Below are 14,601 nucleotides of genomic sequence, written 5' to 3'. Positions count from 1 at the left end.
CTAAGCTAGCTCTTAAATTTTATCTGAAATTATTTTGCAACTACGTCGACAACTTTAGTTACAATTACTTTACCTGCTTCATTCATTCCTTGCACAGTTACTTTATCAGTAGTGATGAAAGTATCATTATAAGTGAATTTCTTTGTAGCAGCGTCATAAGTTGCTGTTTGTGCTGGTACTTCTGGGTTGAATGATAGGCTTACAGATTTCACGTCAGCTGCTTTAGTTCCAGCAACTGTACCATCTATTGTGAAAATTGAAAGTCCTTCTACACCAGCAGACTTCGCATCTACAGTAACATTAGTGAACTCATAATCAGCTGGTAACGCAGCTTCTAGTTCAGCAATTTTCTTCTCAGCAGCCAATAGTGCAGCAACAGTAGCCGGTGCTACTAATTTTTGTTGAGCAGGAGTCAATGCATCATATGCAGTTCTAGCTTCTTTTACAGCATCTTTGTTAGCAAGTGTAAGATCCGCTACAGCTGGAAGTGCAGTGATTTTATCTTCAGCAGCTTGTGCCTTTTTAATGTCTTCAGAAGCAGCTACTAGCTCAGCCATTTTCGCTTCAGCCTTTTCAAGTGTTTCTTGTGTATCAGCTGAAACAAGACCTTTTTGAGTTGCATTTAATGCTTCAAATGCAGCACGTGCAGCTTCTACATTAGCTTTATCAGCAAGTGTCAAGCTTCCAACAGCAGGAAGTGCGTCAACTTTTGCGATTGCAGCGTCAGCAGCAGCTTTGTCAGCAACAGATGTAGCAGATGTGTCAGCAGGGCCTGCTTTAGTAGTATCTTGCTCGATGATATAGAAAGAAGTTGTGCTTCCTTTTACTTCACGAGTGATAGTAACTTTACCTTTTTTCAACTCTTTGATGAAGTCATCAGCAGTTGCGATTGGTGTGTTACCAAGACCTTTGTATTCATAAGTCACATCTTTTTCGCCAGCATATTTAACTGCATCTTTTCCGCTGAAAGTAAGTTCTTTCTTATCAGAGTTGAAAGATACCACTTCTCCAGTGTATAGATCAGAAACTGCACTTGTAGCTGTGAATGAAGCTGTAGCTTCCTTCGCAGTGAATGCATAGTCCTTATCGCCATCTAAAGCAACACCAGTAGCAACCACGCGTACTGAAGCGTTTTTATCCATTGTTGGTTTTAGATTAAGATCTGTATTGCCAACCCATGCTTTTGTTGCTTCATTCCAAGTTTTCTCATAAGTAACAGTATAGCTACGATTCGGAGAAATTACTTGCTCATCAACACCGTTAGCCGCAAGAACTTTTACATCGTTAGCGCCTGTATTGAATACAGTGTAAGATGCTTTTTTGATTGAAGTGTTTTGAACTTTTTTGTTTGATTGGTTAACTAGTTCTGCTTTAAACGTTGCAGTTTCGCTACCTTTGAATTCTTTTGTTTCTTTACCAGCTGTGTTGTAAACTTTCAATGCCGCGCCATCTAGGTAAGCAGCTTGGAAGTAAGAGATTTGACCAATTACATTTGGCTCACCTTGATCAAAGTTACCTTCTACAGCGTTTGGAGTGTTTACATCGATCCAAGCGATAGGTGTTGCATAGTCATTCACTTTATCAGAACCGATAACGAATGTTGCTTGACCTTTGCTGTCAGTTTTCACAGAGATTTTCTTAGCTTTGTCTCCAGTGAAGTACTGTTGAGTGTTGTCGTTATTTACTTCGATGAATTTAGCTTCAGTGTTAGTAGAGATCACACGGTCTAAGTCTTCATTGAATGCAACGTTAACGATTTCGTTTACTGCAATGTTGCCGTCTTTGTTTTTAACAGTCAACGTGTATTTACGACCGTTAGTTCCCTCAGTTGCTGCAACTTCACCGTTTTCGCGAACCATTTCAAGAGTATACTCTGCTTGGTTAGCTGAGAATGTTACTTTTGAAGCAGTAGCTTGAAGATCAGATGCATCGTAAGTGTAATCTTTAGTAGTTGCAGTATTGTAAGCAGCGAATACTACTGGAGTTACTGATGTATTTTTACCAGAAACAGTGAAAGTAGCTTCACCTTTTGAGTCAGTAGTGATTTGTGCAGCTCTTGTAACTGTACCGTTTGATAATTGAGCAACATCTACGCCGTTAACTGTAGCGTCTTTCAATTGATCAGGTGTTACTTCGATGTTCTCTTTGAAAGATACATTCAATGTTTGGTTAGCTACTGGCTTACCAGTTGTAGCATCTTTAGAAACTACTTTGTAAGTTTTGTTAGCGCCATTGCCGATTGTAGATCCCGCAGTTACGTCTTCAACTGCAAGGATTGTGTCAACGCCCCAGAATACATAACCGATGCTGCGTACTGTTGGAGCACCTGTTGGGTAAGCTGTTACTTGATCTTGTCCTGCAGAGTATTGAGTGTAAGAGAATGTTGCGATTCCATCTTCGTTCGTCATAGCTTCGAAGACTTGGTCTTTGTTCGTTGTGCCAGTAGTGTTAGCTTTCACGTTGAAAGTTACAGGGATACCAGCTTTTTTCACGCCAGTGTCAGCAGAAAGGATAACTTGTTGTCCAGTTTTACCTTGTACTGATTGGTTAGTGATTTTGATAGAAGTTGGAACTGTAGCTTCGATACCAGTGAATGTACCGATTGCTTTGTCGTTCAACTTCACTGTGTACTTTTCTCCACCCTTTTGAGTAGCAGTTGTCAATACAACAGTTTTATCGTCAGTTTGTTTTACAGCAGCGTTAGCTACAGTCAAACCATCGATTGTGAAGTTAAGTGAGTTAATGTTCTCAACTTTGTCCTTCATTGTTACTTCAACTGTAGTAGCGTTGATGCCTTTAACAGATGCAACTCCAGGAGCTACAATTCCGCCACCAATTTCATCGAAGTCTACTAGAGTAGTCTTGTAAAGGAATGAAGCGAACTGCGCACGAGTTGTTGTGTTCTTTGGGTTGAACTCAGGTGCAGCTGGGTTTGTGATGTCGAAGAAGTCTAGAACGTCGATTGCCGGACGAGCTTCAGCTTTCGCTTTTCCTAGGTCTGTAACGTCTTTGTCGAATTCTTGTGCATTCACGTATGATACTAGGTCAACGTCATATACGCGGTCGAATGCACGTACAAGAACGATTGCCATGTTTTCACGAGTGATGTCGCCGTTAGCATCTAGTGAACCGTCTGGTTTACCAACGAATACTCCGTTGTCATACACTAGTGCAGACATTTTTAGAAGCTCATCGTTAGATGTAGTCTTCAAGTCTGAGAAACGTGGTTTAGTTTTGTAATCAGTAGGTACGTCATACCCTTCTGCGATCAACCATTTACCCATCAATTTTACAACGTCAGAACGTGTAAGTGTTTTGTTAGGTTGGAATGTGCCGTCTGGGTATCCTGAGATTACACCTGCATCAGAAAGAGCGTCGATCGCTGCTTTGTGTGAGTTATTGTCTTTTACATCTGTAAATTCAGCCGCGAATGCTACTGGTGCTACTGCTGATGCTACTAGTGCAGCTGAAGCAGCCCCTACTACAAACTTGCGGTATTTCGTTGGTTGGTTAGCCATTAAATAATTTCCTCCTCGTAATATCTCTTGTTTTTGCCTATTACTACCTATGTATGAGAGTAGTAAGCATTACACATTAAAGTATAGATAAGAATGTGCTAAAAGTCAATTAAATCTTGAACTAGATGATAGTCTAATAGCACGGTATGACATTTTATTTTCATACCATCTACTATTGTATCGAAAGATTACCAAAATACAAGTATTTTCCATAGCGTTTTTTAAATACAGTATCTTGGTCACGCAAAGTATCTTTGCCAAACAAAAAGGCTTGAACAGATGGGAACTGTTCAAGCCTTTTTGTTTGCGGTCAACCAACCGTAACGCTTTGCACGTATCGTGCTATATGCTATAGAGAAAATTATCCTTACAACTTCGTATTCTATCACCAAGTTAACTAGATTACAAGATAGTAACTTAATAGTAGTAAATTTCTAAACTTACTAGTGTTAATTGGTTGACGTGTTTAGTAGATTTATTTTGGAATAATAGAGAGCTAGAAATATGAGTTGGTGGGTTGGGGTGAAGGGGGTATTTTGAATCATTCTGGAGGCAATGAGCTAATTATTTTTATCTTTGAACCTGGTTAAGTTCAATGTTTTTTACAACTATAATCCTAACTTCAATGACCATAAATAAGTATTACCCACTCACATTGTAAGGGATTGGGGCGAATCCTGGAGGATCAGCCCGATCAGAAGAGACAACCAAAGAGAGCAACGCGACCTCACTGCGGGCTCATAAGACACGCATCCCCTCCGAAGCGCCAACCCCAACCCAACAGCCCCTATCAGCCTTACCTTCCTAAATCACTTCTTCCGATACACCTCTACCAAAAACTTCGGCAAATTCATTTGTCGTTTGATCCGACTCGGTTCAAGCAATAATCTATATAACCATTCTGCTCCTGCTTTTTGGAACACAGCCGGTGCTCTTTTAATATTCCCTGCTAGCACGTCGAATGATCCACCTACTCCTTGGAACACCACTGGATGTAACTGATCGCGGTATTGTTCAATCCACTGCTCTTGCTTCGGTGAACCCATCGCAACGAATAGTATATCCGGTTGCGCTTCGTTAATAGTGTCGAGTATGACTTGTACATCTTTTTCATAGCCGTGCTGGACACCAGCGATTTGGATGTTTGGATGCATGACTTGCAATTTCGCCGCCGCTTCTTCCGCCACTCCAGGTTTCGCGCCGTAGAGGAAAATGCGTTTTCCGCGTGTTGCGGCTTCCTGTACGACGCGGTCCATCATGTCGATTCCTGTAACACGCGAACGAATCTGACCTTTTTTTAGCTTAGATGCGAGAATGACGCCGATACCATCCGGGATTTGGAATTCCGCCCGATTAAGCAACGCTTTCAGTTCTGGATCTTCTTTTGCTTTCATGAGCTTTTCCGGATTGATCGCGACGATGAGTGATTTCTTTCCTTCTTCGATATTCTCGAACACTTTCGGAATTAGTTCATCGTAGTTCTCCGTGTTGACGGAGACGCCTAGTATTTCTTCTTTCATTTGTATAGCTGCCCCTCTTTTTTGCCATCCCCTAATTTGAAGAAGCGATATTCCGCTTGTTCCCATGCATCCGCATCGAGTGCATTTTTCGTATCCAACATGATCGGTCTTGGCTGCTTCGTCTGCAAGTCTGCCGGATTCAGTTCCTTGAATTGGTCATGGTCTGTAGTTAATAGAAGAAGATCCGCTGTGCCGATTGCTTCTTCTAGTGTAGCCACTTGCGTCGAATGCTGTAATTCTTTGATATGCGGATCGAATGATACGACGTCTAGACCGAGTTGTTGCAGAGAATCAATTACTTTCGTTGACGGGCTTTCACGCATGTCGTCGACGTTCCCTTTGAACGCAAGACCAAGAACCGCCACTTTACCGTTTTCGATATTGTATTCTTGTAGCAAGTGCTGCGCGCGCTTTGCCGTATACATTGGCATGCCATCATTCGTTAGACGTGCTTTTTTGATGATGTCCGCTTTTTCAGGTGCTAGTTCTACTAAGAACCATGGGTCAACTGCGATACAGTGACCACCGACGCCCGGGCCTGGTGTATGGATATTGACGCGTGGGTGGAAGTTTGCAAATTTAATTGCTTCCCAAATATCCACATCGATACCTTCTGCGATTTTTGCAAGTTCATTGGCAAATGCAATGTTGACGTCGCGGTATGTGTTTTCCATGACTTTAACAAGTTCCGCTGTTGTTGCGTCCGTCAGATGAATTGTTCCTTTGACGAATACTTCGTAGAGATCTTTTGTCATTTCTGCTGATTTCGCATTGATTCCTCCAACGATCCGGTCGTTGTTGACTAGTTCTTCGAAGATTTTACCAGGGATTACGCGTTCAGGTGAGTGAGAGACGAATAGCTCTTCACCGATGATCAGATCCGTTTTGCGTAATTCAGGCAGCATGATGTTTTCGACAGTCTTTGGTGGGACTGTTGATTCCAAGATCACGAGTGCGCCTTTTTTGACGAATGGCACGATCGATGCGGTTGCCGCACGGATGAATTCCAAGTTCGCTGTGTTGTCTGGATTGATCGGTGACGGGACAGCAATGATGTAGACGTCTGCTTCTACTGGTGTAGTCGATGCTTGGAAGTGTCCTGCGTCTACGGCTTTCTCGAGACGTTCTTGTAAGCCGTTTTCTTCTATATGTAGTTGTTTATTGTTGATCAGTTGTACGACGCGTTCGTTACGGTCGACGCCGTGTACTTGCAGGCCGCTGTTTGCGAACATGACGGCAGTTGGGAGGCCGATGTAACCTAGGCCTACTACGCATAATTTCTTTTCCATAGTGTATGATACCTTCGCTTTCTTGTTTTAGGTTGTGTTGACTTATCTTTGTGAGACTTTTTGTTGGGGGTGGGATCTACACTACAGGCGGACGCTTTCCCGAGGGCGTGGCCCGAGCCGCTTCCCTCACTTCGTTCAGTCCAGGGTCTCGGACTCACGCTGATCCTCCGGGAGTCGCCGCCTTTCGTTCCGATCCTACCTACAGTGTGGTGGCAGTTACTGACCACATTTTACATTGTGTTGAGGTCTCCGTTTCAAGATCTCAATACATTTAAATTCAAACAGAAAGGATGAATCTCTTCATCCTTGGATTTTAATAGTTACTCTTAAAAATGATAGAGTTCTTAAGGTTTTTACTCTTCCACAGAAACTCCAGTGGAGCACACAGTGGATCGTAAGCGGAAGGCGGCGACTCCCGATGGATCAAGCCCGATCAGGTGAGACCACTAAAGGAGCATAGCGACTAGGGGGCTCACCGCGGGCCCATGGGAAAGCGTCCGCCTGCAGCGTCGATCCACGTTGCCTTACCCTACACTCCATCTAATAGAAATAACATCAAGTTTAATTTTATTCCATCTATGACAGTATACCAACTTCTCTACCGCATCACCAATTTATTTAGCTCGTGCCGGTACGCGCGCTTGCACGGTATAAGGTGTATACGTCCCCTTCACCACATTCAACCCATTAGCGCCTGCTATGCCCGGGTGAACGATGAGCATATACTCCGCGCCAAGCGCCATTGGTTTCGCTGGCTGGATCGTCATTGTTTTCTCATCACTAGCCTTTTTAGCCGTTTGTATAGAGACGCTTCCGAACTTCACAAGTTCCATCTTGTTGAAACTTTTCGCTGGACCGAAGTTCATTTTCTGCGTGAACTCGACGTTGAATACTTTTGATTGTGGTACGTCTGTTGGTCCTTTGATAAACTGGTAACCTTGTGCAACTAAGTCAGATGTAACGAGGCGTTTGTGCATGCCCGCGTGCTCCGTGCCGGGTTTCATTTTAATATTCGGCTCGACGCCTTTGTGTTGTACCGGCGTTCCTTTAGGTCCTGTGTAGTGACCTGTTGTTAGTTTCAGTGCGCCACCGTTTTCTAATTCAAATAACGACTGGACGCTACCTTTTCCTTTTGTGGTCTCCCCTACTACGTTCGCTGCGCTTTGGTCTTTGAGGCTGACGGTCACAATTTCAGAAGCGGATGCTGAGTAGCGATTGACGAGTACGTACGTGTCTACCGGGAATTGATTTTTCGCTGGGACGACTTTACCTGACTGTGTGCCCATGCGCGTTTGCAATTTGTACGCCTCTTTTACTCTCGGGAAGAAGCCTAGTAATTGCTCGGCGCTGTCTACGTAGCCGCCACCGTTAAAACGTAAATCGAGGATCAATCTCTCCGCTCCTGCCGCTTTCAAACGCGACCAGTGGGCGTTCACGTCTTCTTGTAAATGCGCAGAGAATGACTTAATTTTCAAGTATCCGACGTTTCCGTACATCATATTCGAACTCACATTGCCTGGATTGTGCGGCGCCGCAATAGTTGCAACTTGTACCGGTGCTTCGGTGCTTGCGTATTGATTGAGATAATCATTATATTCAGCTGGCGTCATGTACACCGAGTATTCGTCGAGCTGACGTACGACTTCGGTGACGTTTTTTGCATTACGAAGATTAGTAGGTTTGTCGCCATAATAGTACAAATCGACAATTTCTTTCACTTCGTCAAGAGTCGCGGCTTCGGTGGCGGGTGTTAAGCAGAGCCATGCGAAAACAGCCATTACTGCAATAAGGGTTTGTTTCATTGCGCTTCCTCCTTTATTCGGTGGGGTTGGTAAAAGTATGTATCTTTAGACTATACCCTATACACCAGCGCTTAAGCGGCTAACTATAATTATTTTTTAGTATATAGTGTCACCCAATAGATTTTACCATCTGAATCGGGTGCCGTGCCTGCTCCCATATGCGTAAATACGGGACTTAGGAGATTCTCCTTATGCGCCGGAGATGCTAACCAAGCATTGGTAATTTCCAGCGCGTCAGTAAAGCCAGCACCAATGTTTTCACCGTAAGCCTCCCATTTATAATCAAACTTATCCAACATCTCTACAAGCGTGCCATGTGTCGGCGTGATATGTGATAATTCCCCGAGTTTCGCCAAATCTTCTGCTCTTGCGCTAGCCATGCGATTAAGTGCAGGATCCGCCAGCAGATTGCTTACTTTGGCGTCTTTCCGTTTGATATTCACATTGATAATTGACTGTGCCGCTAATGAAGGCTGCTCTGGTTCTGGTTTAGGCGGTACGGGTGTCGGTTTTGGCGGCTCCGGTTTTGGTGCTGGTGGTTTTGGCGTCGGCTTTGGTGGTACCGGCTTCGGCTTTTCAGGTGACGGTTTTTGATTATCAGGATTCGGCTTAATCAAGTTTTTATCTCTGTCGACATAGCCTTTCTTTTGATTATCATACGTAATCAATCCTTTTTTGCGATTTTCATCGAATTGCATCGTACGGTATAAGAATGCAGCCAATTGGCCACGCGTGACCGGATCATTCGGATTGAATTTCCCACCTGGACGCGTCGTGGTGATATTCAGTTCGGCAATCGTAATAATGTATTCATATGCGCCACTGCTCTTCTTGACATCATCAAAGATAATGAAGTCGTTGTCATCCGTGACAATATGATAGCCAAGAACCAACAGTTTCGCCATTTGGCCACGAGTAAGTGGTTTATTCGGATTGAATTTCTCCGCATTCTTAAACAGACCTCGCTGTGTCAACGCGCGAATATGATCATACGACCCGTTGTCTTTCGTTACATCCTTGAAATCCATTTTATACGCATGGCTCGGTTTCGCCCCAATAGAAACCGCAATCATCTTCGCTGCCTGAGCCCGAGTAACCGGTTTATTCAGACGATATGTATTGTCAGCATAGCCTTTAATGATGTCATTGGCTGCCATATACATCACCGCGTCGTAAGCATAATGCTTCTCAGGTACGTCCTTAAACGGGACAGCTTTCGCAGCTTCTGCTGGTACAGAAGTAGCTATTCCCCCTGCGGACACAGCGACGCTCATTGCTATAGTACTTAAGAATATTTTTTTGTTGCAAACTAGACTCATATAAACGTCCTCCTTTTGTTAAAGTATACGGGATTTGGCAGGTGGTTTGGTAGGGTATTGGTGAAATTTGTTGTATTATTTGACTTTTTGTATATTTTGGGGTGGGGGTTATGAGCGGTTGGGCTGTAGTTATGAGCGGATGTTCGTTTGTATAGAGCGGAGTACTGGATTGATAGAGCGGTTGATTGAGTGGATAGAGCGGGTGGCCGTGGGGATTGAGCGGATAGCCCGAAACATTGAGCGCGTTGGAGTTTTGAATGGTAGGGATCTCTTTATGAGCGGTCGTGCCGTGGTTATGAGCGGATGGTTGTTTTTATAGAGCGGAGTACTAGCTTGATAGAGCGAGTGATTGGGTGGATAGAGCGGGTGATTGGGTGGATAGAGCGGGTGACCGTGGGGATTGAGCGGATAGCTCGAAACATTGAGCGCGTGGGAGTTTTGAATGGAAGGAATCTCTTTATGATCGGTCGTGCCGTGGTTATGAGCGGATGTGTGTCTACATAGAGCGGAGTACTGGCTTGATAGAGCGGTTAATTGGGTGGATAGAGCGCTTAGGCGTCATGATTGAGCAGATAGCTCAAAACATTGAGCGTGAGCGTTAGTTGATTTCAATAAGAAACCAGCGCACGAAGAGCTTATGCACTGGTTTGATTGCTTTTACAATTTCAGATTTTCTGTTTGAAGAAGTCTCGGAGAGAGTTGGTAGATCGCGTTGCGCTTTTTGCCGGACATTTCGGTGAAGGGGTTGGCTAGCATTCGTTTCGCTATGTGGCGGGAGTGGATGTTGGTGAAGTGGCGGAATTGCCGGTTGGTGAGTTGCGCGCCGCCAATGCAGTACCATTCGGCTAGCGTGGCATGATGGGCATGGCGATCGATATGGCCACACGCTCGGCACTGCCAACTTCTAGTCCGCCACAGCATCGTTAATTGTTCGCAATTCGGGCACGTAACACCGCTTGCCAGATCATTTATGGATAGTGCATATTTTTCGATTAGCGGAAATGGGTCGTAATGGCGGTGTGTTTTTAAGAGTTCATTCGCTAATCTAGTAATCTGTTTTGCGTTCAAAATATCTGCCTTCATTTCTAAATTTCTTAAACGGTTGGGGATTTCATACGAGAATACGAGTCGGTGGGACGATGTGTTTTCGATGGTGAGCTCGTTTTGGTAGGCGAAGACGATGTAGTCGACGAGGGGAATGTCGATGTTGCGCGCTTGCAGCCAGCTGGCGAAGTAGTGTTTTTTGCGTTCCATTTCTTCGATTGGGCTTCTCAGGACGGTGCGTTCCCCGTTGACTGATTCGCGGATGAATTGTGTCGGATTTTGCTTGATGTGCAGTTTGCCTGCGATGTTTTTGATTTCGAACAGGATAATGGTGCTCGGGGTAATCAAGATGGAGTCGATTTGGAAATAGGCATGCTCGTGTTTCAAGAAAATATCGTGGAGGATTGCGTGCGGATACGGCGGGATGAAGTCTCGTAATTGGTAGTCGAATTCCCTCTCCCCTCCAAACCCTGCATTGCCGTTGTAAAAGTCGGTGCGGATTTTTTCATACTTGTCGTGATTGACCGGCAAGCGTTTTAATAGCGCCTGTTGGCCGATGATCAGCTTGGGGATTGTGCGAGTTTTGTAGAGTATGGTGGTTCACCTCCCTATTATGGATTGTTGGTGCGTGTATATATTGTAGCAAGAGTGTTGGTTGTTGGGAAGTATTGGGATAAATTCAATTTCGGATGGATTATTGGGGGTGAAATTGGATTTTAGCTCGGATTTGTTGGGGAAAATTCAATTTTCACGGTGTGAAGAGTGATTTAGGGTGTGAATTTGTTTAAAAATATGTCTTTAGTCATGTGAATTTTGGGGGCTATGAGCGGTTGATTGGTTTGATAGAGCGGTGGTTGGATGCGATAGAGCGGATAGACGGTCATATAGATCGGTTGGGCCTTGGGATAGAGCGGTTCGCTAGGTGGATAGAGCGCTTAATAGAAAGTTTGAGCGCGCGGCTTCGCCTTGCTGGTTTTAGTTCAATACAATAGTCGTATGAGCGGATCGCACGCTTGATAGAGCGGGTTAGCGTGGGCATTGAGCGGATACGTGGGTTGATAGAGCACTCAAGTATGTGGATTGAGCGGACAAGGAGTTTGATAGAGCGCTTAAAGAAATGTTTGAGCGCGGCGGCTTCGCCTTGCTTAATTTAGTTCAATACAATGTCCATATGAGGACCCTCCAACGCAAAAACGAAAAAAACTGCCCCCTAAAGGGCAGTTTTTCATCGTTTAATCAAATACCGTACATAGTGTTGCCAAGGCGTTGTTTTCCATTGTTCCCATTCCGGCAGATAGAGCGGCAGTGGGTGGAAGACGGATTGGTGCTCGAGGCTGCTGTCTAGATCGTCGTTGTGCAATGCGATCACTCCTGGTTCGACGCCCGTTGTGAGGACGGTTCGATCAAGTGATGTGAATGGTGCTTCGACTGTGTTTTGGACTGCTCGTCCATTGTTGTCTAGCGTCCATACTTTCGCATTGTTCTGGTATTTATCCGTTAGCCAGTTCGTTTTGACACTAACGACTTGATTTGCTTCATTTGTTTGAATAAATGTGTTGACGTTCGTGCCGAATGGCAAGTTCATTTGCTCGTCGTACGGTGCTACGCGCACTTCGTAATACGCTAGTGGATTGTCTTTTTGTGTATTGCCTAAGGCTTTATACGCTTCTAGCCATTCGTCGTCTTTCGCAGGCACTTTGGATACCGATACGACGACTCCGTTAATTGTGGAGATGTTATTCGGGTAGTCCGGTGTGATGCGTTCTTGAGCTTCAGCCAGTTTCTTTTGTTTATTCGTTAAGACAGGTTTGCCTTCAGGTGAATCATTTACTTCCGGATTAGACATGGTTCCGTCTGTATTTGTTGTTGCATCATCTGGATTCGGAGTGTCCGTTGTTGGCGTCTCCGTGTTCGGCGTAGTTTCCGTGCCTGAGTTGTTATTGTTCGAACTGTCAATGCTGCTGTCCGGTGAAGATACCGGCGTATCCGGTTGATCGATTGAACCGTCCGGGTTACCCGATGTGCCGTCGAAATTCTCTTCAGGAGCATTCGAATTACCAGCTGGTGGTTCTGTATTCGTTCCGTCGATTTCCATTTTCGGATCGTCGTACGGTACGGTGCTCGGTGGTACGCCGTCAGCAGATAGAGACGCTACGGATTTGCCTTTTGCACTGCCGATTCCGTCTTCTGTGTCTTCAGGTTCTATTGGTTCTACTTGATCTTCTGGTTGTTGATTTGGATCGACTTTCGGTGTGAATGGTGTTTGGATTGAGTCGTGCTGGATCGTAACCGGCGCGCCCGTTTCCACGTTTGGCCATTCGTTGTCGAGAACGTATGTGACAATGGTCTGGTCGGTGCTGTAAATATCAATAGATGGTGATTCGCTATCACGTTTGATTGCTACGACGTAGCCGCTGACCGGACTTGTCAATGCAGATTCATTCGGTATTTCAGCGAGCTGCGCTTCGACAATTTCCGTTTTTCTTTGCACTTCTGCGAGATCACGCTCCGCTTCCGCAATCGCTTGCGCATACGTTCCATCTTCTCTCACTTCAATTCCGACATTCAAATTGACACGCACTTTTTTCTCGTCGTTCGTATCGTAGTAATCGCTGTCGTTTTTCGAACCGCCCGCAGAGGACTGTTCATACTCGAGATTACTGATCGTTTGTGAAATCGAAGACGACTGGTTTTGCAACGCGGATAGTTCCGAGTCTAATTCATTGCGTTTAGAATCGATGTGATCCACTTTCAATGAAGCGAGCTCCGTTCCAAAGTCCACTGTCTCCCCTTCTTGAACGAGCCATGAATCAATTGTCTGGTCGTCTTTCAGGTAGATCGTATGCAAATCTTTTGGCGAAATGAACCCTTCTTTGTCGAGCTCTTTCTTGTAATCATCCGCAGACAGCCGTTCGTACTCACTGACGTACTGCGCTTTCGGGATGACACTTTTTTCAGCGAACACCAAATACGTGTTCAATGCTAAGAACGCTGTAACGAGGACTGTCACGATGATGTTTTGTGTTTTCATCTTATAGTCCCCCAATCATTAACAAGTTCAACATTTTTTCGATAGGAGCAAAGCCAACTGCCGCTGTGATCAATGCAAAGACCACTTGCAAGGCGATCAACATCCACAATGCCTGCTTGCGGATACCTGTATGCTCTACAACTTCTTCACCGACAAGTGACGTTTCCACTTTCGAGAAGCTGATGAAGCGATACTGAACCGCCACGATCAATGCAGAGAAAATCGTAAGTTGATTGACAAATAGAATGATGTACCAATTATCCAAAAATGTTACCGCGAGTGGTCCGAATGAAAGAATCGAAACCGCTGATGTTTTTCCAGCAACCGCGAAAATCAGGAAGTTGATGAGTTTTTCAATTAATAATAATCCCGTGACCACTAGCTGCAACTTCAGCAATGGCTTAAACGGAATTTTCGTCAGCATGCTTAAAATCCATGCGACGCCCCAGAAATGGAACGACATGTAGATGATAGCCCAGAGTATGGCGCCGACTAACGCGGTGATGCGGCCGATGGTGAAATCATCGAGCGAACCGTTCGCCAAAATATACGTCATCGTCCCGGTATTCATGCCCCACATATCGCGGAGGACGAACAGGATGATGCCCAAAATGAATACGCTAAACACACGGCGTTTGAATCCAGTGACGGTGCTTTGCCCGATTTCAACGGCAAGCCGGTCAGGATAAACTAACGAACGCCAGTAACCGTAAGTAGAATACATATGTACTTCTCCTTTGCCTCCAACTTATCCACTGATTATATCAGTTTCTATCTCTCTTACTTTATCAAAAAATGACGGATTTGCAACGAATGTCTCGTTTTGTTGCAGAATTTGGCAATAGAATTGGAGATTTAAACGCTGAAAAGGAATAATGAAGTTACATAGCGCATGGGATTTCCGCTTCAGATGGGGGACGCTTTCTGGAGGGCGCGGTCCGAGCCCATAGCTGTCAACTTAAGAATTCACAGTAAATTTATAACCCGCATCCCATGCACTATACATGGTTTACTAGCTTGATTAAAAGGGTAAGATCTTTGTAAGCACGCTAAATAAACGACGCTCTCGTGTCGTAAA

9 protein-coding genes are annotated in these 14,601 nt (G+C 44.7%); 1 reads left to right on the top strand and 8 read right to left on the bottom strand.

What is annotated here, in order from left to right; genetic code table 11:
* Nucleotides 1-29 precede the first annotated feature (29 nt).
* From CSV80_RS15870 to CSV80_RS15835, 6 genes are all read right to left on the bottom strand, one after another.
* A complete protein-coding gene (locus CSV80_RS15870) occupies nucleotides 30-3,518 on the bottom strand; it encodes an S-layer homology domain-containing protein (protein ID WP_099671651.1) in 3,489 nt (1,162 codons plus the stop codon).
* An 809-nt stretch (nucleotides 3,519-4,327) separates the two neighbouring features.
* Complete coding sequence (locus CSV80_RS15865; RefSeq protein ID WP_099671650.1) at nucleotides 4,328-5,038, bottom strand: WecB/TagA/CpsF family glycosyltransferase; 711 nt, start codon at nucleotides 5,036-5,038, stop codon at nucleotides 4,328-4,330.
* A complete protein-coding gene (locus CSV80_RS15860; protein WP_099671649.1) occupies nucleotides 5,035-6,327 on the bottom strand; it encodes a nucleotide sugar dehydrogenase in 1,293 nt (430 codons plus the stop codon). The genes CSV80_RS15865 and CSV80_RS15860 overlap by 4 nt, the downstream gene beginning before the upstream one ends.
* Before the next feature lie 614 nt (nucleotides 6,328-6,941).
* Nucleotides 6,942-8,129, bottom strand: coding sequence for a S41 family peptidase (locus tag CSV80_RS15850; protein ID WP_099671647.1), 1,188 nt, complete (start codon nucleotides 8,127-8,129; stop codon nucleotides 6,942-6,944).
* An 89-nt stretch (nucleotides 8,130-8,218) separates the two neighbouring features.
* The gene (locus CSV80_RS15845; protein ID WP_099671646.1) at nucleotides 8,219-9,448 is read right to left on the bottom strand and encodes a CAP and S-layer homology domain-containing protein; all 1,230 of its coding nucleotides are present in this window, start codon (nucleotides 9,446-9,448) and stop codon (nucleotides 8,219-8,221) included.
* 657 nt (nucleotides 9,449-10,105) lie between these two features.
* On the bottom strand, nucleotides 10,106-11,023 hold the full coding sequence (locus CSV80_RS15835; protein ID WP_158231930.1) for a nuclease-related domain-containing protein: 918 nt from the start codon (nucleotides 11,021-11,023) through the stop codon (nucleotides 10,106-10,108).
* Nucleotides 11,024-11,041: 18 nt separating this feature from the next.
* Between CSV80_RS15835 and CSV80_RS17590 the strand changes: the two genes are divergently transcribed.
* Nucleotides 11,042-11,212, top strand: coding sequence for a hypothetical protein (locus tag CSV80_RS17590; RefSeq protein ID WP_158231988.1), 171 nt, complete (start codon nucleotides 11,042-11,044; stop codon nucleotides 11,210-11,212).
* A gap of 505 nt (nucleotides 11,213-11,717) precedes the next feature.
* Here the strand turns inward: CSV80_RS17590 and CSV80_RS15830 are convergent.
* Both CSV80_RS15830 and CSV80_RS15825 read right to left on the bottom strand, forming a co-directional pair.
* On the bottom strand, nucleotides 11,718-13,523 hold the full coding sequence (locus CSV80_RS15830; protein WP_099671643.1) for a hypothetical protein: 1,806 nt from the start codon (nucleotides 13,521-13,523) through the stop codon (nucleotides 11,718-11,720).
* Between the two features lies 1 nt (nucleotide 13,524).
* The gene (locus CSV80_RS15825; protein ID WP_099671642.1) at nucleotides 13,525-14,247 is read right to left on the bottom strand and encodes a hypothetical protein; all 723 of its coding nucleotides are present in this window, start codon (nucleotides 14,245-14,247) and stop codon (nucleotides 13,525-13,527) included.
* Between the last annotated feature and the right edge of the window lie 354 nt (nucleotides 14,248-14,601).

This window comes from Sporosarcina sp. P12(2017) (genome assembly GCF_002743035.1).
In the GTDB taxonomy this organism is placed as follows: Bacteria; Bacillota; Bacilli; order Bacillales_A; family Planococcaceae; genus Sporosarcina; species Sporosarcina ureae.
The sequence above is the reverse complement of the archived record's forward strand: the minus strand, read 5'-3'. Positions and strand labels throughout refer to the sequence as shown.